This window comes from Microbacterium capsulatum (assembly GCF_030865425.1).
Taxonomy (GTDB): Bacteria; Actinomycetota; Actinomycetes; order Actinomycetales; family Microbacteriaceae; genus Microbacterium; species Microbacterium capsulatum.
In genome coordinates this window covers 314,397-336,840 of the sequence record NZ_JAVFCB010000003.1, presented here as the reverse complement: position 1 = coordinate 336,840, position 22,444 = coordinate 314,397, and the positions used below count along the sequence as shown (strand labels likewise).

Sequence of the window (22,444 nt, the reverse complement as noted above, 5' to 3'; positions counted from 1 at the left end):
CGCGGGGCCGCCACGGGCGCTCAGGCCAGGCGGCGCAGCTCCGCCTTCAGGATCTTCCCCGTCGCGACGCGCGGGAAGTCCTCCACGATCACGAACTCCGCGGGCACCTTGAAGTTGGCGAGACGCTCGCGGCAGAACGCCGTCAGCTCCGCGGCGTCCGGGCGGTGCTCGATGTCGCTGAGGAACGCCACGTAGGCGCGCCCGACCGATCCCAGGCGGTCGTCGGGGATCCCGATCACCGCGGACTCGTTGACCGCCGGGTGCTTGCGCAGCACGTTCTCGACCTCGGCCGGGTACACGTTGAACCCGCCGACGATGAACATGTCCTTGAGACGGTCGGTGATCTTCAGGCAGCCGTGCTCGTCGAGCTGACCGATGTCGCCGGTGTGGAACCAGCCGTCCTCGTCGATCACCGCGCTCGTCGCCTCGGGGTCCTCGAAGTACCCGAGCATGACCTGCTCCCCGCGGAGCAGGATCTCGCCGTCGGATCCGGTGGGGACGTCCCGCCCCTCCTCGTCGACGACCCGGATCTCCATCCCGGCGATGGCCGGTCCGGTGGTCTGCTGGGCGTGCTCGAGCGACTCGCCCTGGCGCGACATCGTCGCGACCACGCACTCGGTGAGCCCGTACGCCTGCGCCACCCGCTGGAAGCCGAGGATCTCGACCATGTCGCGGAACAGCGTGGCCGGGGCGGCGGTGGCGCCGGCGATCGAGAAGCGCAGCGAGGACAGGTCGTACTCGCTCAGCCGAGGGTGGTCGATCAGCGTCGTGAAGATGGTCGGCACGCCCGGCAGCACCGTGATGCCCTCCCGCTGGATCACCTCGAGCAGGGCGTCCGCGTCGAGCACGGGCAGCGGGTGGATCGTGGATCCCGCGACGAGCGCGGCGATCATGCCGGCCTTGTAGCCGAACCCGTGGAAGAACGGGTTGACGATCGCGTAGCGGTCCGCAGGGGAGAGCTCGGCGCCCTGCGCCCAGGCCCGGGCCACGCCCAGGGTCTGCCGCTGCGCGCTCATCACGCCTTTGGGGATCCCGGTGGTCCCGGACGTGTACAGGATGTCGATCACGTCGTCCGGGGAGACGGCGTCGAGCGCCCGGCGCAGGGTCTCGTCGTCGATGCTCCGCCCGGCGTCGAGGAAGCTCCGCCAGTCGGTGCCGCCGTCGCCGGCGCGGCCGTCGAGGTCGACGACGAGGCGGAGGTGCGGGAGGCCGGGCACGGCGTCGCCGTCGGCCGGCTCGAGGTCCGCGGCCGCCTCGCGCAGCATGCGGGAGAAGGACCGGCCGAGGAACCCGTCGGCGAGGACCAGCACGCTCGCCCGCGAGCGGGAGAGGATCCCCGCCGCCTCGTGCCCGGTGTAGCGGGTGTTCAGGGGGACGACGGCGGCGCCGATCGCCTCCGCGCCGAGCATCGCGAGGATGAAGCCGAGCCGGTTCGGCGCCCACACGGCGACCCGGTCGCCGTGGCGGACGCCCGCGGCGAGGTAGGCCCGGGCGGCCTCGTGCACGCGCGTCTCGAGGTCGCGGTAGCTCACCCGGTCGTCTCCGTCCACGACGGCAGGATGGTCGCCGAACGCGCGGACGTCGGACAGCAGCGCGGGGACGGTCGTGGCCGGGGAATAGCGTGTCATCGGGGGTCCTTCGTGCGGGGAATCCGGGTGTTCCGGCATTCGGGCGTGTCGTGGAGGCGTATCGTGGGGGTAAGAGCACATTTGAACAAACGCTTGATCAACTCATCGGGGAGAGCCGGATGGCCATGAACACTCGAACGGAACGTGCCGACCAGAGCTCGGTGCGCCGGACCCAGATCCTTGCGATCGCCGCGCGGCTGATCGCGTCTCAGGGATACTCGGCGACGACCGTGCGCGACATCGCGGACGAGGCGGGAATCCTCTCTGGAAGTCTTTACCACCATTTCTCGTCCAAGGAGGCGATCCTCGAGGAGATCCTGCGCAGTTTCATGGACGGGCTGCTCGCCCGGTTCGAGGAGATCGCGTCCGCCGGCACGAGCCCGCGGGAGACGTTCGACGCCCTGGTCCAGCACTCGTTCCTCACCATCGAGCGCGAGCCGGATGCCGTCGGGCTGTACCAGAACGAGTCGGCCTTCCTCGCGACGCAGCCGGGTTTCGAATTCCTGCAGGAGAAGTCCTCGCGCATCGAGGCGCTGTGGATGACCGTGCTCCGCGAGGGCCAGGCCGCCGGCGCGTTCCGCGGTTCCATGGACGTCGGCGTCGTGTACCGGTTCCTGCGCGATTCGCTGTGGTCGACGGTGCGCTGGTTCCGGCCGGGCGGCCGGCACACGGCGGAGAGCGTCAGCGGTCACTACCTCGACCTCTTCCACAACGGCCTCCTCGCCGACTAGCGGTGGTGACGGCGGGGCCGGACGGAGTCGTCCGGCCCCGCCGTCGTTCAGTCCGGGACTTCCTTGGAGCGCAGGTTCCGCGGATCCAGGACCTCGCGGATGAGGCGCAGCTCTTCCGCGTCCGGGATGCGGGTGGCGGGGACGTCCGTGGTGCCGATCTCGAAGCCGGTGCTCTCGCGCACCGTCTCGGGGGAGATCCCGGGGTGGATGGAGCGCAGCTGCACGCGTCCGTCGGCGTCGTAGCCGAAGACGGCGAGATCGGTGACGATCACGCCGAGGTGATGGAAGCGCAGCGTGGATCCGACCTCGCGGGCGCGGTCGTTGCCGACGCCCGACACCATGTCGACTCTCTCCACGAAGACGCGCGCGGAGTGCCGCGCGACCCAGTAGTCCACCCGGTGATTGGCGGTGTTGCCGGGGGCGCCGCGCACGCCGATGAGCTGGCGCTTCGGCCGCGCCCAGTCGCCGATCAGGGAGATGTTCTGGTTGCCGTGGCTGTCGATCTGGCTGGCGCCCATGAGGCTCTGCCGGCGGCCGGTGGCGAGGATGTCGAAGATCCTCCGGAACGGCGCCCAGCTCTCGATGATGCCCCCGGCGGCCGCCGAGCGGCCGAGGGGCGGGGGCTCGGCCATCAGGAACGCCTCGCCGTCGGTGAGCACGATGTCGGGCGCGCTCGTGAGCTTCGCCAGGCGGGCGCCGAGGGTCGGCACGATGCCGACGGCGTGCGCGAGGACCTCGCCGGACTCGCGGTAGGTGTCGGCGCACGCGGCGATGCAGATTTCGGCGTGGGTGGCGGCGCTGGTCATGACTCTCCCTGGGAGGCGTGGAAGCGGGCGACGGCGGCCTGATACGCGGTCTCGTCGATGCCGAGGAACGTCTCGGCGAACGCGGCCCAGGCGGCGGGGTCCTTCGCGGCGGCGGCGTAGTGGCGCTGGAAGGCCTCGTCGCGGTCGTAATCCGGTTCGCAGCCGGTGAAGTGCGCGCCGTTCGGTGCCTCGACGACGCCGTCGACGTACATCCGGCTGAACAGCATCGTGTGGAAGGATCCCTCGTCCAGCAGGTTCTCGGTGGGGACCACCTTCTCGGCGGAGACGATGGTGCGCTGCGACGCCATCGCGAACAGATCGTCGAAGTAGGGGTCCGGGCCCAGGAACTGGGCGTTGCCGCGCTCGTCCACCCGGTTCATGTGCACGAGTGAGACGTCCAGAGGCAGGGCCGGCATGGCCACGTAGACGTCGTCGCCGTAGGGAGACGCGACCGTCCTCAGATGCGGGTTGGCCGGCAGCACGTCGGACCCGAGGCCGGCGCGGATCGGCAGGAACTCCAGGCGCTGGGCGGCGGCGCGCAGACCGGCGACGAACATGCCCTCGTCGTACTCCTCGATCTCGAGGTCGCCGCGCTCCCGCGCCTGCGTGAAGAGGGGATCCAGCGGGATGCTGTCGAGGGTGACGAAGCCGTACACGAGGCGGCGGATCCGGCCGGCTGCGGCGAGGAGGCCGACGTCCGGCCCGCCGAACGCGACGACGGTCAGGTCGGTGATGTCGGTGCGCAGCAGTGCGCGGACCAGGGCCATCGGCTTGCGGCGCGACCCCCACCCGCCGATGCCTATCGTCATCCTGCTCTCGATCGACGAGACGGCCTCGTCGATCGTCATCAGCTTGTCGGGCATCCTGCTCCCTCTCGCGACTCTGCGATGGCCCAGGCCTCCGGAGTCGATCCGAGCGACCTAGCGCTTGTTTGGTTTCCAGGCTAGCATGACGATGGCGCGGACGTGCGACGTCCGCCGGTTCCGTCGAGGAGGACGCATGAACAGCGGTGTCCCGCTTGCTCGACGCCTCACGAGGTCGGGCACGAGCTCGCGCCCCCTCCGCCGGCCCGGCTCAGTGCGGCGGCTCGAGCAGCTCCACCCTGACGTCGTCCGGCCCCACGACATAGACGTAGCGCCACCCGTCGATCGGGCCCGCGGTGGCGGTCATCGGCGCCGACAGTGCCCGGTAGCCCAGTGCCTCGACGCGCGCGAGCGACGCGGCCATGTCGTTCACTGTGAGGGCAGGATGGGCCGCCCCCGCCGCCCCGTTGTCCGGAACGATCCGCGCACCGGAGCCACCGCGGTATTCGACGAGCTCGATCACCGCATCCCCGTCGGGAAGGGTGAGGTAGGTCAGCAGGATCTCGACGCCCGGATGCCCGACGGCGGCCTCGACGGCCGGGCCCTTCTTCACGAGCGGGCCGATGACGTCGCCGTCCGTGAGGGCGCGGTAGAAGTCCAGCGCGGTCGCGGTGTCGCTGACCGTGAGCCCGATGTGGTGGAGTCTCTGCATGCGGCTCAACCTAATGCTTGCTCGGTCATCCGCTCAACCCTGCCTGCGACGGGGTGCATCGACCAGGACCCCATCATGAAGAAGCACGCAAGAACAGGAGCACATCCATGACCGCACCCGTCATCGACCTCTCCGGGCGCGTCGTCGTCCTCACCGGCGCCGCCGGCGGACAGGGCCGGGCGCACGCCCGGCTGCTGCACGACCTCGGCGCCCGTCTCGTCCTCACGGACATGGACGCCGCGGGCGTCGAGGCTCTGGCCGCCGAGCTCGGGGACGCGATCGGCCTCGCGCACGACGTCTCGTCGCCGGCCGCGTGGGAACAGGTGATGACCGCGACCCGCGAGGCGTTCGGACAGGTGGACGTGCTCGTCAACAACGCCGGCATCTGCCCGACCGGTCCTCTCGCCGACACGACGGAGCAGACGATCCGGCTCACCCTCGACGTCAACCTCGTCGGGCCGATGCTGGGGATGCAGGCCGTGCTCCCGCTGATGCGCGAGCACGGCGGCTCGATCGTGAACATCTCCTCCACCGCAGGGCTCGCCGGCTACGCGAACCGCGTCCCGTACGCGGCGTCGAAGTGGGGCCTGATCGGGGCCTCCCGCTCGGTCGCCCGGGAGTACGGACCGCACGGCATCCGGGTCAACACGATCTGCCCCGGTGCGGTCGACACCCCGATGATCAGCGAGGAGACCCGGCAGGGGACCGGCTTCATCACCACGATCCCGATTCCGCGGGCGGGGCGCCCGGAGGAGGTCTCGCGCCTGGTCGCGTTCCTCGCCAGCGACGCGAGCAGCTACTGCACCGGGCACGAGTTCGTCATCGACGGCGGCCAGATCGCCTGAGCCGACGGCACGCCGCACGGACGTGAGGCCCCGGGGAACAGTTTCCCGGGGCCTCTTCCGCAGGGTGGCGCTGTCAGAGTGCGAGCGCGTCCTGGATCCGGCGGCGCTGCGCATCCGGATCGCCGAGCAGCTGGGCGGTGGCGTGAGCGCGCTTGAAGACCAGGTGGGCGTCGTGCTCCCAGGTGATCGCGATGCCGCCGTGCAGCTGGATCGTCTCGCCCGCGATGCGGTTCAGGGCCTCGGAGCAGCGCGCCTTCGCGAGAGGGGCGAGGTCGGCGAGCTCGGCGGCGTCGTTCGCCGAGGCCCAGCAGGCCGCGCGGGACGTGGTGCGCGCCGTCTCGAGCTCGACGTGCATGTCGGCCATGCGGTGCTTGAGCGCCTGGAAGGATCCGATCGCGCGGCCGAACTGCACGCGCTGGCCGGCGTACTCGACGGTCATGTCGAGGCCGCGGGCCGCCGTCCCCACCTGCAGCGCGGTGATCGCCGTCAGCACGCGGTCGCGCAGCACGTCGAACCGGGCGTCATCGCCGACGGCGAGCAGGCGCGCCGCCGTGCGCGCGAAGCGCACGTTCGCGAAGCGCAGGGTCGGATCCACCGCCGGGGTGTCGGTGCGCTCCGGGTCGCCCGTCACCTCGAACAGCGCGGGGCCGTCCTGCGTCCGCGCGATTGCGAGCAGCACGTCGGCCTGCGCGCCGTACAGCACGAGCGGAGTCTGCCCGGACAGGACCCAAGCCTCGCCCGCCGGCTCGGCGGTCACCGCGACGGATTCGGGCGCCCAGCTCCCGTCCGCGTCCGCCCAGGCGAGCGCGGCGATCACGGACCCATCGGCGATGCCGGGGAGCAGACGCTCGCAGGCGTCCTCGTCCCTGGCGAGCAGCAGGGCCTGGGCGGCCATCACGGCCGAGCCGAGGAACGGCGACGGCGTGAGCGCGTAGCCGAGGGCCTCGAGCACGAGATGGGTCTCGGCGGAGGAGAACCCGGATCCGCCGAACTCCTCCGGGATCGCGAGCGACGCGGCGCCGATCTCCTCGCAGAGCACCCGCCACAGCTGCGGGTCGTATCCCTGCGCGCTCGTCATCGCGGCGCGCACGGCGGCGCTGTCGGAGCGCTGCTGGAGCAGCGTGCGCAGCATCGACGCGAGCTCCTCCTGCTCCTCGGTCAGGTCGAATCGCATGGCGATGCTCCGGTCAGGCTCGGGTGAGCGCGCGGGCCACCCGCGCGCGGTGGAAGGTGGGGGTGCCCCAGGCGGCGTCGAGCACGGGGGCGAGCGCGATCCACAGCCCCACGGGGTGCTCGGCCGTGTAGCCGATCGCGCCGTGGACCTGCAGCGAGGTGCGGGCCGCGCGGCGGGCCGCGGCCCCTGCGGCGACCTTGGCGGCCGAGACGTCGCGTCCCGCAGTCGGGGTGTCGATCGCGAGTGCGGCCGCGTGCACCAGCGGGCGCGCGAAGCTCAGGGCCACGCGCACGTCCGCGAGCTGGTGCTTGAGCGCCTGGTACTCGCCGATCGGGCGTCCGAACTGCTCGCGGATCTTCGCGTACTCGACCGCCTCGTGCAGGAGCCGCTCGCCGGCTCCGAGCAGGAGGGCGGAGGCAGCGAGGGTGGCCTCGTCCAGCGCGGCACCGAGCGTGGCGCTCTCGAGCGGGGACCGCTCTCCGCTCGCCGTGAGCGGGCTCAGCCGGCGCAGGCCCGAGAGGGACTCGATCCGGGCGCCGGCCTCCGCCGCGCCGATGGATCCCGCGTCGATCGCGAAGCGCAAGGCCGCCGCATCCGCGTCCTGGGCGTAGGGCGCGACCCCCTCGACCGCCGCCGTCGCGACCGCGCCCGCGGCGAGTTCGGCCCGGGTGCCGGCGTCGACGAGGCGGGGGAGCAGCGCGACGCTCTCCAGGTACGGGCCGGGCACGGCGTGGTAGCCGAGCCGCTCGAACACGACCGCGAGGTCCACGGCGCTGCCGCCGAGCCCGCCGTCGTCCTCCGCGATGCGCAGACCGCCCAGGCCCAGCTCGGCGAACTGCTGCCAGAGCGCGAGCCCCGGGGCGGTGTCGCCCGCGGACCAGGCCTGCGGGATGTCGGTGCCGCCGAGCCCGTCGACGATCTCGTCCACGGTGTCCGCGAACGCCTGCTGCTCCTCGGTCGGGAGAAAGCGCATCATGACCTCCTTCGGTCGCCGCGGGGGAGGGAGAGGATCCGCTCCGCGACGATGTTGCGCTGGATCTCGTTGGTGCCCGCGTAGATCGGGCCGGCGAGGGCGAACACGTAGTCCTCCGCCCAACGGCCGTCGTCCGGGGCGTCGGGCCCGCGGAGCTCGGCGCGCGGGCCGAGCAGTCGCAGGCCGGTCTCCTGGATGTGCAGGTCGAGGGCGGACCAGAACAGCTTGTTCATGCTGCCTTCGGCGCCCACGTCCGCGCCCTCCAGCATGCGGCTGACGGTGTTCCAGGTGAACAGACGGTACGCCTCGGCGCCGATCCAGGCGTCCACCACGGCGTCCTCGGCGGACGGCTCGTGCGCGCCCTCCTCCTGCCACAGGGCGGTGAGCCGGTCGGCGGCGGCGAGGAAGCGGCCGGGGGAGCGCAGCGAGAGCCCCCGCTCGTTGCCGGCGGTGCTCATCGCGACCCGCCAGCCGTCGCCGGGCGCGCCCAGTACATCCTCGTCCGCCACGAACACGTCGTCGAAGAAGATCTCCGCGAACCCGGTCCCGCCGTCGAGCTGCTCGATCGGGCGGACGGTGATCCCCGGGGCGTCGAGCGGGAACAGGAAGTACGTGAGGCCGCGGTGGCGATCCGCCTCGGGGTCGGAGCGGAACAGCCCGAATCCGCGGTCGGCCCACACGGCGCGCGAGCTCCAGATCTTCTGACCGTTCAGCACCCAGCCGCCGCGCACGTCGTCGCGTCGCGCGGTGCTGCGGATCGCGGCGAGGTCGCTGCCGGCACCGGGCTCCGACCAGGCCTGCGCCCAGATGGTCGTGCCGTCCGCCATGTCGGGCAGATAGCGGTCGCGCTGCGCCTGCGTGCCGTGCTCGAAGATGATCGGCGCGAGCAGGGAGATGCCGTTCTGCGCGACCCGGGTCGGTGCTCCCGAGCGGTAGTACTCCTCCTCGAAGAGCACCCACTCGACGAGCCCGCCCTCGCGGCCGCCGTACTGCGCGGGCCAGGAGACGACGGACCAGCCGCCCTCGGCGAGCCGGGCCTCCCACGCGCGGTGGGCGTGGAAGCCCTCAGCCGCGTCCATCGACGGCAGCCGCTCGGCAGGCACGTTCTCCGCCAGCCACGCGCGCGCCTCGGCGGCGAAGGCCTCCTGCTCCGGGGACAGATCGAGGTTCACCGGGTGCCTCCCGCATCGCGGATCGAGCGGATGCCGACGCCGGCGAGCGAATCGCCCTGCACTTCGGCGTTGTGCGCATGGGCGGCGTGGTGCAACCCGAACACGGAGTCCATGCCGGCGCGCATGCCCTGCAGATCCTCCGCCTGGTTGACGGCCTTCTTCGTCAGGGCGAGGCCGAGACGCGGCATCGCGGCGATCCGCTCGGCGATCGCGACCGTGCGCTCCTCCAGCTCGGCGCGCGGCACGACGTGGTTGACCATGCCGAGCTCGTACGCGCGAGCGGCGGGCATCCGGTCGCCGGTGTAGAGCATCTCCTTCGCCGCGCGCGGGTTGGTGACCCACGGATGCGCGAAGAACTCGACGCCGGGGATGCCCATGCGCACCACCGGATCCTGGAAGAACGCGTCCTCGGACGCGACGATGAAGTCGCAGGACCACGCCAGCATGAGGCCGCCCGCGATGCAGGCGCCCTGCACCATCGCGATCACGGGTTTGGGGATCTCGCGCCAGCGGCGGCACATGCCGAGGTACACCTCGGACTCCCGCGCGAACCGCGCGTCGACGCCCTCGGCGCCGACGTGGTCCCACCAGATCACCGCCTGGCGCTCGAAGCTCTTGTCGATGTCGCGGTCGGGGGTGCCGATGTCGTGCCCCGCGCAGAAGTGGTCGCCGTTGCCGGCGAGAACGATGACCTTGATGTCGTCGTCGTCCACAGCGGTGCGGAAGGCGGCGTCGAGCGCGTAGGTGACGCGCGAGTTCTGCGCGTTGCGGTACTGCGGCCGGTTCAGCCGGACGAATGCGACCGGGCCGCGCACCTCGTAGACGACCACGTCGTCGGTGTCGGTTGTCATCCCGAGCTCCTCTCTGAACTCTGCGGGAGGGAAGGGCACTCGGCCGTCTCCGTCGCGGATACCAAACAAGTGCTTGGTTGTTGATACTATACGAGAAGCAGAGTCGATGACCAAGGGCGGCACGACGAGGAGACGATGACGTGGACATGACCCATTCGGCCGAGGACGAGGCCTTTCGCGCCGAGATCCGGGGATGGCTGGGACAGAACCTCAGCGGCCGTTTCGCCGCACTGAAGGGCCTGGGCGGATCCGGTCGCGAGCACGAGGCGTTCGAGGAGCGCCTGGAGTGGAACCGCCACCTGGCGGCGGCCGGCTGGTCGTGCGTGGCCTGGCCCGTCGAGCACGGCGGACGCGGGCTCAGCATCGCCCAGCAGGTGATCTTCCATGAGGAGTACGCGCGCTCCGGCGCTCCCGCACGCGTGAACCACCTCGGCGAGGAACTGCTCGGCCCGACCCTCATCGCGTACGGCACGCCCGAGCAGCAGGCGCGCTTCCTGCCGGGCATCGTCGCCGTCGAGGAGCTGTGGGCCCAGGGGTACTCGGAGCCGGGGGCGGGATCCGACCTCGCCGCCGTGTCCACGCGGGCCCGGCTCGCGGGGGACCAGTGGGTCATCGACGGGCAGAAGGTGTGGACCTCGCTCGCGCAGCACGCGGACTGGTGCTTCGTCGTCGCCCGCACCGGCGAGGGCACGCGCCGTCACGACGGCCTCTCCTACCTCCTCGTGCCGCTGCGGCAGGAGGGCGTCGAGGTGCGCCCGATCGTGCAGCTGACCGGGACCAGCGAGTTCAACGAGGTGTTCTTCGACGGCGCGACCACGCACGCCGACAACGTCGTCGGCGAGGTCGGCGGCGGCTGGAAGGTCGCGATGGGCACGCTCGGGTTCGAGCGCGGCGTCTCCACGCTCGCCCAGCAGATCGCGTTCCGCCGCGAGCTCGACCGTGTCATCGAGACGGCGCGGGCGAACGGGCGGATCGCGGATCCCGCCCTGCGGGACCGGATCACCCGGGCGCACATGGACCTCGAGGTCATCCGCCTGCACGCGCTGCGCACGCTCGGCGGCGAGCAGGGCTACGACGCCTCCGTCGCGAAGCTGCTGTGGTCGCAGTGGCACCGCGCGCTCGGCGAGCTCGCCATGGACGCCGCCGGACCCTCGGCGCTGACCGTCGCGTCCGCGCCCTACGAGCTCGACGATCTGCAGACCCTGTTCCTGTTCAGCCGCGCCGACACGATCTACGGCGGCTCCGACGAGATCCAGCGCAATGTCATCGCCGAGCGCGTGCTCGGCCTGCCCCGAGAGGCCCGCCCATGACCACTGCTACTCCCGCCCCCGCGTACGTGCCCGGCCACGGCCTGCTCGCGGGTCTGCGCATCGTCATCACCGCCGCCGCCGGCGCCGGCATCGGCAGCGCGGCCGCCCTGCGCTGCCTCGAGGAGGGCGCCGCGCTCGTCGTGATCGGCGACACGCATGAGGGGCGGCTCGAGCAGAGTCGCGCCGAGCTCGCGGAGCGCTTCGGCGCCGACCGGGTGCGTGCGGTCGTGTGCGACGTCACCGACGAGGCGCAGATCACCGCCCTCCTGGACGTCGCGGAGGACGGGGGCCCGATCGACGTCATGATCAACAATGCGGGCCTGGGCGGCACCGCCTCGATCCTGGACATGCCGGACGAGCAGTGGGCGAAGGTGCTCGACGTGACCCTCACCGGCACGTTCCGGTGCGTCCGCGCCGTCGGGCGGCGGATGGTCGCGGCCGGGCACCCGGGCGTGATCGTGAACAACGCGTCGGTGATCGGCTGGCGCGCGCAGGAGGGGCAGGCGCACTACGCCGCGGCCAAGGCCGGCGTCATGGCGCTGACCCGGTCGGCCGCGAAGGACCTCGCCGAGCACGGGATCCGGGTCAACGCCGTCTCGCCGAGCCTGGCGATGCACCCGTTCCTGGAGAAGGTGACCAGCCCCGAGCTCCTCGAGGAGCTCAAGGCGCGCGAGGCGTTCGGCCGTGCCGCCGAGCCGTGGGAGGTCGCCAACGTCATGGTGTTCCTCGCCAGTGCCTACTCCTCGTACATGACCGGCGAGGTCGTCGCCGTCAGCAGCCAGCACGCGTGAGACCCCGAGAGGATCCGAGATGACCACCGCCTACATCGTCGACGCCGTCCGCAGCCCCGTGGGCAGGCGCGGGGGCGCTCTCGCCCACATCCACTCCGCGGATCTCGGCGCGCACGCGATCCGCGCACTCGTCGACCGCAGCGGGATCGACCCCGCCGCCGTGGACGACGTGATCATGGGCTGCACCGACACGATCGGCTCCCAGGCCGGCAATGTGGCCCGCACCGCCTGGCTGGCGGCGGGTCTGCCCGAGCACGTGCCCGGCGTCACGATCGACCGCCAGTGCGGGTCGAGCCAGCAGTCCGTGCACTTCGCCGCGCAGGCCGTGATGAGCGGCACGAACGACCTCGTCGTCGCAGGCGGCCTGCAGAACATGTCGGCGATCCCGATCTCATCCGCGATGGTCGTGGGCGCCGAGTTCGGCTTCACGACCCCGTTCGCCGAGTCGGAGGGCTGGCGTGCCCGCTACGGCGACCAGGAGGTGTCGCAGTTCCGCGCCGCCGAGATGATCGCCGCGCACTGGGACATCACCCGCGAGGAGATGGAGCGGTTCGCCTACGAGAGCCACCGCCGGGCGATCGTCGCGACCGACGAGGGGCGCTTCGCGAGGGAGATCGCACCGCTCGCCGGGCTCGACGCGGATCAGGGCCCGCGCCGGGACACGTCCCTGGAGAAGATGGCGGCGCTCGCGACCCTCGTCGACGGCGGACGGATCACTGCCGCCGTGGCCTCGCAGATCTCCGACGCGTCCAGCGCGGTGCTCGTCGCCTCCGAGCGGGCGATCGCGGAGCACGGACTCACCCCTCGCGCCCGGATCCACCACCTCTCGGTGCGTGCGGCCGATCCGGTCTGGATGCTGACCGCGCCGATCCCCGCGACCATGCACGCGCTGGAGCGTGCCGGGATGTCGATCGACGACATCGACCTGTTCGAGGTGAACGAGGCGTTCGCCTCGGTCGTGCTGGCCTGGATGAAGGAGACCGGCGCCGACCCCGCGAAGGTCAACGTGAACGGCGGCGGCATCGCCCTCGGCCACCCGATCGGCGCGACCGGCACCCGTCTGATGACCACGCTGCTGCACGAGCTGGAGCGCACGGGCGGCCGCTACGGCCTGCAGACCATGTGCGAGGGCGGCGGCGTCGCGAACGTCACGATCATCGAACGGCTCTGAGCCGCGGACGCGCCGAGAGAGGGCCGCTCCTTCGGGAGCGGCCCTCTCTCGCATCCGACCCCGTCAGCGGATGATCGCCGCGCCTGCCGACTCCAGGTGCGCGACGGCCTCGCGCACGATGCGGTCGACGAGTTCCTCGCACGAGGGCAGGTCGTCGATGAGGCCGACGACCTGCCCGGCCGCGAGCATGCCCGCGCCGGTGTCGCCGTCCACGAGCCCCGCCTTCAGCAGCATCGGCGTGTTCGCCGCCTGGCTCATCTGGGCGAGGGTGCGGCCGGAGGCCTTGCGCATCGCCAGACCGTCCTTCAGATACGCCGGCCAGCTCATGCCGCTCACCCGTCGGAACTCCAGGGCGCGGCGCAGGTCCGGCAGCAGCGTGCGGAGTCGCCCGGTGCGCTCCAGGTCCTGCACGTACTCGGTGCGCAGCAGCCGGTGCGGCATGCCGTCGGCGCGGGTCGTCACGACCGTGCCGTCGAGGCCGAACTCCAGGTAGCGCCGCTTGATCTGCTCGGGCACGGCGCTGTCGCTGGTGAGCAGGAAGCGGGTGCCCATGCCGATCCCGACGGCGCCGTAGGAGAGCGCGGCGGCGAGGCCGCGACCGTCCAGGAAGCCGCCCGCGGCGATCACCGGGATGTCGACGGCCGACAGCACGGACGGCAGCAGGAGCGTGGTCGGCACCGCACCGGTGTGCCCGCCGCCCTCTCCGCCCTGCACCATCACCGCGTCGGCGCCCCAGGCGGCGACCTTCTCGGCATGCCGGGCCGCGCCGATCGAGGGGATCACCACGATGCCGTGGTCCTTGAGCTTCGCGATCAGCTCCTGCTTCGGCGCGAGCGCGAAGGAAGCGACCTTGACGCCGTGCCGGATCAGCAGGTCCGTGCGTGCGGACGCGTCGCCGGCGTCGGCGCGGAGATTGACACCGAACGGGCGGTCGGTGCGCTCCTTCACCTCGAGGATCGCGCTCTCCAGCTGCTCGTAGGTCATGGTCGCCGAGGCGAGGATGCCCAGGGCGCCGGCCTTCGCGGTGGCGCTGACCAGTCGCGGACCGGCGACCCAGCCCATGCCGGTCTGCACGATCGGATGGTCGACGCCGGTCAGCGCGGTGAGCGGCGTGCGGAGCACGGGGGGAGTGGTCATGACGACGGCACCTCTTTCTCGCGTCGGGCGCGGGGGTCGAGGAGCGTGCGGATCAGTCGCAGCTCCTCCTCGGTCGGAAGGCGGGTGGACGGCACATCGGCGGGGATCGCCAGGTCGAAGCCGGTGGCGGTCTGCACCTCGTCGCGGGTGACGCCGGGGTGCACGCTCACGACCGCCATGGTCCCGTCCGGGCCGGAGAGGTCGAGCACGGCGAGGTCGGTGACGATGCGGCGCAGCTCGTGGAAGCGCCCGGCCCGCCCCAGCGATGCCGCGCGCGCAGGGCCGATGCCGGTGACGATGTCGACCTGCTCCACGAACACCCGAGGAGAGTGCCGGGCGATCCAGTAGCTCGTCGCGTGGTTGAGGGTGTTCGTCGACGCGGCCCGGGCGCCGAGCAGCTGCCGGTGCGGACGGTCGCGATCGCCGATCGCGGAGAGGTTCTGGTTCCCGTGCCGGTCGAGCTGCGCGGCGCCCATGACGACGTGGCGCCGCCCTCGGGCGATGAGGTCGAACAGGGCGCGGTAGGGGAGCGACCCCTCCGGGACGCGGAAGGGCTCGTCGATCGTGGGGGTGTCGGCGTAGAGCGTTGCCTCGCCGTCGCTGAGGAGCAGCCGGGGCGCGTGCGTGAGGCGGGCGAGGCGCGCCCCGATGCCCGCGATCGTGCCCGTCGGGCTCGCGAGGATCTCGCCGTCACCGCGGAACAGGTCGCTGCAGGCGGCGACGGCGATCTCGGCGCGGGTCGCGGTCATCGCTCGCCTCCTTCGTGCAGTTCCCGGACGGCCTGCAGGTACTCCTCATCGCTCACGTCCACGAAACGGGCGTGGAACTCCGTCCACGTCTCCGGCGACACCGAGGCCGCGTAGTGACGCTGGAACGCCTCGTCGCGCGCGGCCGAGGGCTCCGCGGCGGTGAAGTGCGCGCCGTCGGGGGAGTGTACGACGTGGTCGACCATGGTGCGGTTCAGCAGCAGCGTGGCCGGGATCGCATCGGCGAAGGATCCGGCGGGGACGATCTCGTCGGCGCTCACGACCGTCGTCGTCGCGGCGAGGGCGAACAGGTCGTCGAAGTACGGGTCGGCGCCGAGGCACTGCGCGTTGCCCGTCGGGTCGGCGCGATCGAGGTGGAGCAGGGCGAGGTCGAGGGGGATCGCCGGCATGGCCAGCAGCTCCTCGCCGTCGTCATAGGGGGAGCGGACGGTGCGCAGCGCAGGGTTGCGGGTCACCGCATCCGATCCGATCCCGGAGCGGATCGCCTCGAACGGCAGCCGGCGGCCGGCCGCACGCAGGCCCGCCACGAGCATCGCCTCGTCGTACTCGACGTTCTCGACCGTGCCCGCCTGTCGCCGCGCCGCGAAATGCGGGTCGATCGCGATCGTGTCGAGCGACACGAAGCCGTGCACCACCCGCGCCGCCTGCCCGGTCGCGCAGAGGATGCCGACGTCGGGTCCGCCGAAGCCGACCACGGTCAGATCCCGTGCACCCGAGCGGACGACGGCGCGGATCAGGGACATCGGCTTGCGCCGGGATCCCCATCCGCCGATGCCGATGGTCATCCCGTCGCGGATGAGCGTCTCGACGTCGGCCGTCGAGGTGAGCTTGTCGTTCACGGGGTCACGTGTCGAGGTTGTCGCCGGTCTCGACGAACGCGTCGCGGTGCTCGTCCGCGACGCCGGCGAGGTTGAGCTCGAAGGTGAACCCCTGTTCGAAGCGGTAGCTGCGGTTCACGTCGATCGGGTCGATCCCGTTCAGCGCCTCCTTGGCGGCGCGGATGACCCGCGGATCCTTGGCGGCGATCTCACCGGCGACCTCGAGCGCGGCCGCGTCGAGCGCGTCGCGGGGGACGACGCGCAGCACGGTCCCGAGCTCCGCGAGGCGGGCCGCGGCCACGGTCTTGCTCGTGTAGTAGAGCGAGCGCATCAGGTGCTGGGGCACCAGGCGGGCGAAGTGCGTGGCCGCGCCGAGGGCACCGCGGTCCACCTCGGGAACGCCGAAGTAGGCGTCCTCCGAGGCGACGATGACGTCGCTGTTGCCGACCAGCCCGATCCCGCCGCCGAGGCAGAAGCCGTTGACGGCCGAGATCACCGGCACCGCGCACTCGTAGATCGCCTTGAACGCCGCATAGCATCCGCGGTTCGCGCCGATCAGGGCGTCGAACCCGGCCGTCCGCTGCATCTCCTTGATGTCGACGCCGGCGTTGAACCCACGGCCCTCCGCGCGCAGCACGACCACGCGGGTCTGCGGGTCGCGGGTCGCCTCGCCCATCGCGTCGGCGACGGCGTACCAGCCGTCGACGGGCAGGGCGTTGACGGGTGGGTAGTCCATGGTGACGACACGCACGCCCTTGTGGTGCATCTTCGCGCTCACGGTCATGGGAGGCTCCTTTACCTAACGCTTGCTTGGGTAACCCTAGCATCTGCTTGGTTCGTTGTCTGCGGGCGGATCCCCCAACCTAGCAATTGCTTGGTATGCTGACCGGAACAGACTCGAAGGAGAGATGGCTCATGGCGGGAATCCTCGAAGGCCGGGTGGCGATCGTGACCGGTGCCGGACGCGGGCTGGGGCGCGAGCACGCGCTGGAACTGGCGCGTCAGGGTGCGAAGGTCGTCGTGAACGACCTCGGCACCACCCTCGGCGGCGCCGGCGATTCGGTGGGGCCGGCCCAGGAGGTCGTCGACATCATCCGCCGGTTCGGCGGTGAGGCGGTCGCCAACGGGGCGGACATCGCCGACTTCGCCCAGGCGGAGGAGCTCGTCGCGCAGGCGCTCGAGGCGTTCGGGCGGCTCGACATCCTCGTGAACAACGCCGGATTCGTGCGGGACCGGATGCTCGTCAACGCCGAGGAGGACGAGTGGGATGCCGTGATCCGCGTCCACCTCAAGGGGCACTTCGCACCGCTGCGGCACGCCGCCGCCTACTGGCGCACCGAGGCGAAGGAGGGTCGTATGCCCGTGGCCCGGGTGATCAACACCTCTTCCGGAGCCGGCCTGCAGGGCAGCGTCGGCCAGACCGCCTACTCGGCCGCGAAGGGCGGGATCGCCTCGATGACCCTCGTCGCCGCTCACGAGCTCGCCCGCTACGGCGTGACGGTCAACGCCATCGCGCCGTCGGCGCGCACCCGGATGACCGAGGGGGCGTTCGCCGAGGCCATGGCGGCCCCCGAGACGGGCTTCGACCGGATGGATCCGGCGAACGTCTCGCCGATCGTCGCCTGGCTCGCCAGCGCCGACTCCGAGGGGGTCACCGGAAGGGTGATCGAGATCGAGGGCGGGAGCGTCTGCGTCGAGGAGGGCTGGAACCACGGTGCGGCGCTCGACCTCGGTCGCCGCTGGGAGGCCGCGGAGGTCGGCCCGAAGCTGCGCGAGCTGCTCGCCGCGGGCGCCGTGCCCGAGCCGGTGTACGGCGCATGAGCGAGCGCCTCGCGAACGCGGGCGAGTGGGCCGGACGCGGGCTCGGCGAGCGCACCGTCGGCTACGCCGAGCGCGACGCGATCCTGTACGCGCTCGCCGTGGGGGCCGGCGCCGAGCGCCTGGACCTCGTCTTCGAGGAGCGGCTGCGGGTGCTGCCGTCCTTCGGCCTCACGCTCGCCCAGTGGGCGCCGGACGTGCTCGCGGAGGCGGGCGCCTTCGACAACCGTGCCGTGCACGGCTCCCAGACCCTCGAGGTGCACGAGGCGTTGCCCCGGGCGGGCGAGCTGACGCTGGCCGCGCGGGTCGGGAACGTGTGGGACAAGGGGTCCGCCGCGATCTTCGAGGTGATCGTGGAGTGCCGGCAGTTCGCGGCGACATGGTCGATCTTCGCGCCGGGGCGCGGGGGCTTCGGCGGCGACCGCGGGCCGGGCCGGGTCCCGGACGTCGAACGGGATCAGCCGCGCGCCCTCGCCCTGCCGACCGCCGCGGACCAGGCCGCGCTGTATCGGCTCACCGGCGACCGGCACCACATCCACATCGATCCCGCGGCCTCGGCGCGGATTGGTCAGCCGCGCCCGATCCTGCAGGGCCTGTGCACGCTGGCCGCCGCGACGATCCCGATCGCCGAGGCGATCGGTGCGCACCCGGCGGATCTGACCGAACTGGGCGGGCGTTTCAGCGGCCCGGTGGTGCCGGGCGATCTGCTGGATGTCCGCACGTGGGCGGACGGCGCCTTCGAGGTGCGTCACGAGGGGGCATCGGTGATCGACGACGGCCGGGCGGTGTTCGCATGACGGATCGCGTGCTCGTCGTCGGCGGCACCGGCCTGCTCGGCAGCGCCGTCGCCGCGCATCTCGCCGAGCGCGGCGACGCCGTCACGGTGATGAGCCGGCGTGCCGCGGGCGAGGGGGATCCGCCCGCCGTGACCGGGCTCGCGCGCCTCGTCGCCGACTACGCGGCCGAGGACCTCGACGAGCGTCTGCTGCAGGGGTTCGATGCGGTCGTGTTCGCCGCGGGCGCGGACATCCGTCATCTTCCCGCCGATGCGGACGAGGACGGATTCTGGCGGCGCGCACAGGTCGAGGGCGTGCCCCGCTTCGCGGCGAAGGCGGCAGCGGCAGGGGTCGGGCGGTTCGTCCAGCTCGGCAGCTACTACCACCAGCTGCATCCGGAGTGGGCGTCGACGCTGCCCTATGTGGCGGCGCGGCAGGCGGCGGACGAGCGCACCCGGGCCCTCACGGGCGACGGGTTCGCTGCGATCACGCTGAACCCGCCCTCGATCGTGGGAGCCCTGCCCGGCCGTTCGCTGCGGGGGTGGGCCCGGATGATCGCCTGGGTGCGCGGGGAGCTCGCGCAGCCCGAGCTGTTCGCCCCGCCCGGGGGCACGAACTACATGTCCCTCCGCTCCCTCGTGCAGGCGGTCGCCGGGGCGCTGACCCGGGGAGAGCCCGGCCGCGCGTACCTCATCGGCGATGCGAACCTCGCCTACCGCGACTATTTCCAGCTGCTGGCCGACGCCGCGGGATCCTCGCGCGTCATCCCGGTGCGCGACGAGGAGCAGCCCTTCCAGCCCGACCGGTTCATCGTGCAGGGCCGGGGGCGCACGATCTCCTACGAGCCCGACGCCGCCGAGGTCGCCCTCCTGGGCTACGCGCGGGACGACGTGGCCGATGCCCTCCGCCGGATCGTGGACGATGCGTCCACCTTGGCCCGATGACGCTCTACCGATGAAAGCGAACGCATGAGGATCTTCGTCCTGGTGAAAGAGGTGTCCGACACTTATGGGGACCGCAAGCTGGACCTGGTGACGGGTCTGGCCGATCGTGGTGCGGGTGAGGTGGTGTTGGATGAGATCACGGAGCGTGCGCTGGAGGTCGCGCTGAGCCATGCGGATGCCCACCCCGGCACCGAGGTCGTGGCGTTGTCGATGGCACCCGAGTCGGCGACGGCGTCGATCCGGCGGGCGTTGGCGATCGGTGCCGGATCCGCGGTGCATGTGGTCGATGGGCAGCTGCGGGGGGCGGATCTGGGTGTGACGGCGGCGGTGTTGGCGGCGGCGGTGCGGCGGGGTGGGCCGGATCTGGTGATCACGGGCAATCTGTCGACGGATGGGTCGGGGGGTGTGCTGCCGGCGATGTTGGCGGAGCATCTCGGGTTCGCGCTGGCGAGTGCGATGAGCAGTGTCACGATCGGGGAGACCGAGGTCGCGGGCAGTCGGGTGACGGATTTCGGGTCGCAGCGGGTGACGGTGCCGTTGCCGGCGGTGGTGTCGATCACGGAGGCGTTGCCGGATGCGCGGTTCCCGAATTTCAAGGGCATCATGGCGGCGAAGAAGAAGCCGTTGGAGGTGCTGTCTCTCGCCGATCTGGGGGTGGATGTCGATCCGGCCGGGGTGCCGCAGTCGATCCTCACGGCGGTGTCGGAGAAGCCGCCGCGGGCGGCGGGTGTGAAGATCACGGACGAGGGGGATGCGGCCGGGCAGTTGGTCGAGTTCCTCGCGCAGAACAGGCTGGTGTGACATGGCGTACCCGGTGAACCCGATCCTGGTCCTGGTGGATGTGACCCCGGCGGGTGCTGCGGCGCCGTCGACGGCGGGCCTGATCGGTGCGGCGGCGCTGTTGGGGTCCCCGGTCGCGGTGGTCGCCGCGCCTGCCGGGACGGCGCAGGCGGCGGTGGATGCGGCTGCGGCCGCGGGGGCGCAGGTCGTGCTGACCGCGGACGTCGACGGCGGGCCGGTGACGGTCCCGGTCGTGGACGCGCTGCAGGCCGCGTTCCGGGCCGTCCAGCCGGATGCGGTGCTGGTGTCGAACTCGATCGCGGGGCGTGATGTCGCGGGCCGGCTCGCGGTGCGCGAGCGCCTGGCCCTGTCGGTCGACGCGGTCGGCGTCTCCCGCGACGACCAGGGTGTTGTGGCGCATCACTCGGTGTTCGGGGGGGCGTTTCTGACGGATTCGGCGCCGACGTTCGGTGTCCCGGTGATCACGGTGCGGCAGGGCGCGATCGACGCCCGCGCCGACGCCGCCGATGCGCGGGTGGAGCCGCTTGAGGTGACTGCGTCCGGTGCCCCGGCGGCGACCGGTGAGCCGGTCGAGGCCGTGGAGGCGACGTCGTCGCGTCCGGAGCTGCGGGGTGCGAAGGTCGTCGTGTCCGGGGGGCGGGGGCTGGGATCGAAGGAGAGCTTCGCCCTGGTGGAGGACCTCGCCGACGTGCTCGGTGGTGCGGTCGGCGCGTCCCGGGCGGCGGTCGATGCCGGGTTCATCCCGTACGCGCATCAGGTGGGGCAGACCGGGGTGTCGGTGTCGCCGCAGCTGTATGTCGCGGTGGGGATCTCGGGAGCGATTCAGCATCGGGCGGGGATGCAGACGGCGAAGACGATCGTCGCGATCAACAAGGACCCGGACTCGCCGATCTTCGACGTCGCGGACTTCGGGATCGTCGGGGACCTGTTCACGGTCGTCCCGCAGCTGATCGAACAGCTGCGCGCCAGGAAGGCGTGAGCGTGGTCACGTTGCGTCGGGGGCTGCCCCGCACCCCGGGCGGCGATCCCTGGCCGCCGGCCGGGGTCATCGAGGCCGGTGCCGCGGCCGGGGTCGTTGAGCGAGCACCGGCGGAGCCGGAGCGAGACGAAACGCGGTCCCTTGCGGGCCAGGTGTCGGTGCCGCCTGTCGGTGACAGCGTTTCGTCTCCGTCATCTGCGCCGTCCTCGCTCAACGACCCCGGACGGGGCGGATCCGGATCCGTCCTCCGCCGCGGCCTGCCCCGCGTCGCGGGCGGAGACCCCTGGCCCCCCGCCGCGGTACCGGTCGTTGAGCGAGCGCAGCGAGACGAAACGCCGCCCGTGGCGCACGCCGTTTCGTCTGGGTCGCCTGCGGCGTCGCTCAACGACCCCGGGACGACCGCCCCCGGATCCGCCCGCCCGACATCTCCACCCCGCTGCCGTTCATCCGCACGGTCACGCTCGGCGTCGAGGCGCAGCGGTGGAGCGCCGCCCGGGCCTCCGGTGTCGGACTGCACGCCCCCGAACCGGTCCGCATCGGGCTGTTCACGCGCGCACAGTGGGCGGGCGCAACGGTCGTCTGCGGCGGCGGGCTGCTGCTCGCGGCCTGGTTCGCCGTGACGCTCGTGCGGTGGCTGCTCAGTCTGCCGGCCCTGCACGACTTCACGCGCACCTATCCGGGACAGTACGCCCTGCCCGGCGGTGCCCCGGTCGGGTTCCCCGCCTGGCTCGGCTGGCAGCACTTCTTCAACGTCTTCCTGATGACCCTGATCATCCGGACCGGCCTGACGGTGCGGCGGGACACGCGACCCACGGCGTTCTGGGCCTCGAGGAAGGATCCCGGCCGAAGGATCAGCCTGACCCTATGGCTGCATCAGTCGCTCGACCTGCTGTGGCTGGTCAACGGTGCGATCTTCGTGATCCTGCTGTTCACGACCGGGCAGTGGATGCGGATCGTCCCGACCAGCTGGGAGGTCCTCCCGAACGCGCTGACGGCGGCCCTGAAGTACGTGTCGCTGGAATGGCCCACCGAGGACGGCTGGGTGAACTACAACAGCCTTCAGCAGCTCGCGTACTTCGCCATCGTGTTCCTCGCGGCCCCGCTCGCCGCGCTCACCGGCGTGCGCATGTCGGACGTGTGGCCGAAGAGGGCGAAGCGGCTCGGCTCCGCCTGTCCGGTCGAGTGGGCGCGGGCGGTGCACTTCCCGGTGATGCTGTTCTTCGTCGGGTTCATCGTCGTGCACGTGGCGCTCGTCCTGGCGACCGGCGCGTTGCGCAATCTGAACCACATGTACGGCGGATCCGACGAGATCAGCTGGGCCGGGTTCTGGATCCTGGTCCTGTCGCTGGCGGTGATCGCCGCGGCCTGGGTCGCGGCCCGGCCGCTCGTGCTGGCGCCGGTCGCCCGCCTGTTCGGCCACGTCAGCGGCCGCTGAGC

At 71.9% G+C, this 22,444-nt stretch carries 23 protein-coding genes; 11 read left to right on the top strand and 12 right to left on the bottom strand.

Annotation, left to right across the window (positions count from 1 at the left end):
* Positions 1-20 precede the first annotated feature (20 nt).
* Complete coding sequence (locus tag RBR11_RS06980; RefSeq protein WP_308488597.1) at positions 21-1,628, bottom strand: AMP-binding protein; 1,608 nt, start codon at positions 1,626-1,628, stop codon at positions 21-23.
* 125 nt (positions 1,629-1,753) lie between these two features.
* On the opposite strand from RBR11_RS06980, the gene RBR11_RS06975 reads away from it, so the two are divergent.
* On the top strand, positions 1,754-2,359 hold the full coding sequence (locus RBR11_RS06975) for a TetR/AcrR family transcriptional regulator (protein WP_308488596.1): 606 nt from the start codon (positions 1,754-1,756) through the stop codon (positions 2,357-2,359).
* A 47-nt stretch (positions 2,360-2,406) separates the two neighbouring features.
* On the opposite strand, the gene RBR11_RS06970 is transcribed toward RBR11_RS06975, so the two are convergent.
* From RBR11_RS06970 to RBR11_RS06960, 3 genes are all read right to left on the bottom strand, one after another.
* A complete protein-coding gene (locus tag RBR11_RS06970) occupies positions 2,407-3,165 on the bottom strand; it encodes a CoA-transferase subunit beta (protein WP_308488595.1) in 759 nt (252 codons plus the stop codon).
* Entirely contained in the window at positions 3,162-4,028 is an 867-nt protein-coding gene (locus RBR11_RS06965; RefSeq protein WP_308488594.1) for a CoA transferase subunit A, read from the bottom strand. The genes RBR11_RS06970 and RBR11_RS06965 overlap by 4 nt, the downstream gene beginning before the upstream one ends.
* A gap of 211 nt (positions 4,029-4,239) precedes the next feature.
* Entirely contained in the window at positions 4,240-4,680 is a 441-nt protein-coding gene (locus RBR11_RS06960) for a VOC family protein (RefSeq protein WP_308488593.1), read from the bottom strand.
* A gap of 107 nt (positions 4,681-4,787) precedes the next feature.
* Between RBR11_RS06960 and RBR11_RS06955 the strand changes: the two genes are divergently transcribed.
* A complete protein-coding gene (locus RBR11_RS06955; protein WP_308488592.1) occupies positions 4,788-5,525 on the top strand; it encodes an SDR family NAD(P)-dependent oxidoreductase in 738 nt (245 codons plus the stop codon).
* A gap of 73 nt (positions 5,526-5,598) precedes the next feature.
* Here the strand turns inward: RBR11_RS06955 and RBR11_RS06950 are convergent, their stop codons facing one another.
* Genes RBR11_RS06950 through RBR11_RS06935 form a run of 4 tightly spaced genes read right to left on the bottom strand, consistent with a single transcriptional unit; the run spans position 5,599 to position 9,695 of the window.
* Positions 5,599-6,699 carry an acyl-CoA dehydrogenase family protein gene (locus RBR11_RS06950; protein WP_308488591.1) on the bottom strand — a complete coding sequence of 367 codons (1,101 nt, stop codon included), beginning with the start codon at positions 6,697-6,699 and terminating at the stop codon, positions 5,599-5,601.
* 13 nt (positions 6,700-6,712) lie between these two features.
* Positions 6,713-7,675, bottom strand: coding sequence for an acyl-CoA dehydrogenase family protein (locus RBR11_RS06945; protein ID WP_308488590.1), 963 nt, complete (start codon positions 7,673-7,675; stop codon positions 6,713-6,715).
* Positions 7,672-8,844, bottom strand: coding sequence for an acyl-CoA dehydrogenase family protein (locus RBR11_RS06940; protein ID WP_308488589.1), 1,173 nt, complete (start codon positions 8,842-8,844; stop codon positions 7,672-7,674). Before RBR11_RS06940 ends, RBR11_RS06945 begins: the two co-directional genes overlap by 4 nt.
* Positions 8,841-9,695, bottom strand: coding sequence for an enoyl-CoA hydratase (locus RBR11_RS06935; RefSeq protein ID WP_308488588.1), 855 nt, complete (start codon positions 9,693-9,695; stop codon positions 8,841-8,843). Before RBR11_RS06935 ends, RBR11_RS06940 begins: the two co-directional genes overlap by 4 nt.
* 146 nt (positions 9,696-9,841) lie before the next feature.
* Here RBR11_RS06935 and RBR11_RS06930 point away from each other — a divergent pair, with 146 nt between their 5' ends.
* From RBR11_RS06930 to RBR11_RS06920, 3 genes are read left to right on the top strand one after another with little or no spacing between them, the layout of a single operon-like run.
* Positions 9,842-11,005 (top strand): acyl-CoA dehydrogenase family protein, encoded by a 1,164-nt coding sequence (locus RBR11_RS06930; RefSeq protein WP_308488738.1) that lies wholly within the window; start codon positions 9,842-9,844, stop codon positions 11,003-11,005.
* Entirely contained in the window at positions 11,002-11,796 is a 795-nt protein-coding gene (locus tag RBR11_RS06925) for an SDR family oxidoreductase (RefSeq protein ID WP_308488587.1), read from the top strand. The genes RBR11_RS06930 and RBR11_RS06925 overlap by 4 nt, the downstream gene beginning before the upstream one ends.
* A 19-nt stretch (positions 11,797-11,815) precedes the next feature.
* Entirely contained in the window at positions 11,816-12,967 is a 1,152-nt protein-coding gene (locus RBR11_RS06920; protein ID WP_308488586.1) for an acetyl-CoA C-acetyltransferase, read from the top strand.
* Between the two features lie 63 nt (positions 12,968-13,030).
* Here the strand turns inward: RBR11_RS06920 and RBR11_RS06915 are convergent, their stop codons facing one another.
* The 4 genes from RBR11_RS06915 to RBR11_RS06900 are packed head-to-tail and all read right to left on the bottom strand — an operon-like array spanning position 13,031 to position 16,473.
* Positions 13,031-14,104, bottom strand: a complete 1,074-nt coding sequence (locus tag RBR11_RS06915; RefSeq protein WP_308488585.1) for an NAD(P)H-dependent flavin oxidoreductase — start codon at positions 14,102-14,104, stop codon at positions 13,031-13,033.
* On the bottom strand, positions 14,101-14,853 hold the full coding sequence (locus RBR11_RS06910) for a CoA-transferase subunit beta (protein ID WP_308488584.1): 753 nt from the start codon (positions 14,851-14,853) through the stop codon (positions 14,101-14,103). The genes RBR11_RS06915 and RBR11_RS06910 overlap by 4 nt, the downstream gene beginning before the upstream one ends.
* On the bottom strand, positions 14,850-15,710 hold the full coding sequence (locus tag RBR11_RS06905) for a CoA transferase subunit A (protein ID WP_308488583.1): 861 nt from the start codon (positions 15,708-15,710) through the stop codon (positions 14,850-14,852). Before RBR11_RS06905 ends, RBR11_RS06910 begins: the two co-directional genes overlap by 4 nt.
* A gap of 4 nt (positions 15,711-15,714) precedes the next feature.
* Positions 15,715-16,473: an enoyl-CoA hydratase family protein gene (locus RBR11_RS06900; protein ID WP_308488582.1), complete on the bottom strand. Its 759-nt coding sequence runs from the start codon at positions 16,471-16,473 to the stop codon at positions 15,715-15,717.
* 131 nt (positions 16,474-16,604) lie between these two features.
* On the opposite strand from RBR11_RS06900, the gene RBR11_RS06895 reads away from it, so the two are divergent.
* From RBR11_RS06895 to RBR11_RS06870, 6 genes are all read left to right on the top strand, one after another.
* Positions 16,605-17,510, top strand: a complete 906-nt coding sequence (locus tag RBR11_RS06895; RefSeq protein WP_308488581.1) for an SDR family oxidoreductase — start codon at positions 16,605-16,607, stop codon at positions 17,508-17,510.
* Positions 17,507-18,304 (top strand): MaoC/PaaZ C-terminal domain-containing protein, encoded by a 798-nt coding sequence (locus RBR11_RS06890; protein WP_308488580.1) that lies wholly within the window; start codon positions 17,507-17,509, stop codon positions 18,302-18,304. Before RBR11_RS06895 ends, RBR11_RS06890 begins: the two co-directional genes overlap by 4 nt.
* The gene (locus tag RBR11_RS06885; RefSeq protein WP_308488579.1) at positions 18,301-19,227 is read left to right on the top strand and encodes an NAD-dependent epimerase/dehydratase family protein; all 927 of its coding nucleotides are present in this window, start codon (positions 18,301-18,303) and stop codon (positions 19,225-19,227) included. The genes RBR11_RS06890 and RBR11_RS06885 overlap by 4 nt, the downstream gene beginning before the upstream one ends.
* A 24-nt stretch (positions 19,228-19,251) precedes the next feature.
* Positions 19,252-20,028: an electron transfer flavoprotein subunit beta/FixA family protein gene (locus RBR11_RS06880; RefSeq protein WP_308488578.1), complete on the top strand. Its 777-nt coding sequence runs from the start codon at positions 19,252-19,254 to the stop codon at positions 20,026-20,028.
* A gap of 1 nt (position 20,029) precedes the next feature.
* The gene (locus RBR11_RS06875; RefSeq protein WP_308488577.1) at positions 20,030-21,007 is read left to right on the top strand and encodes an electron transfer flavoprotein subunit alpha/FixB family protein; all 978 of its coding nucleotides are present in this window, start codon (positions 20,030-20,032) and stop codon (positions 21,005-21,007) included.
* Between the two features lie 616 nt (positions 21,008-21,623).
* Entirely contained in the window at positions 21,624-22,442 is an 819-nt protein-coding gene (locus tag RBR11_RS06870; protein ID WP_308488576.1) for a cytochrome b/b6 domain-containing protein, read from the top strand.
* Positions 22,443-22,444: the final 2 nt, after the last annotated feature.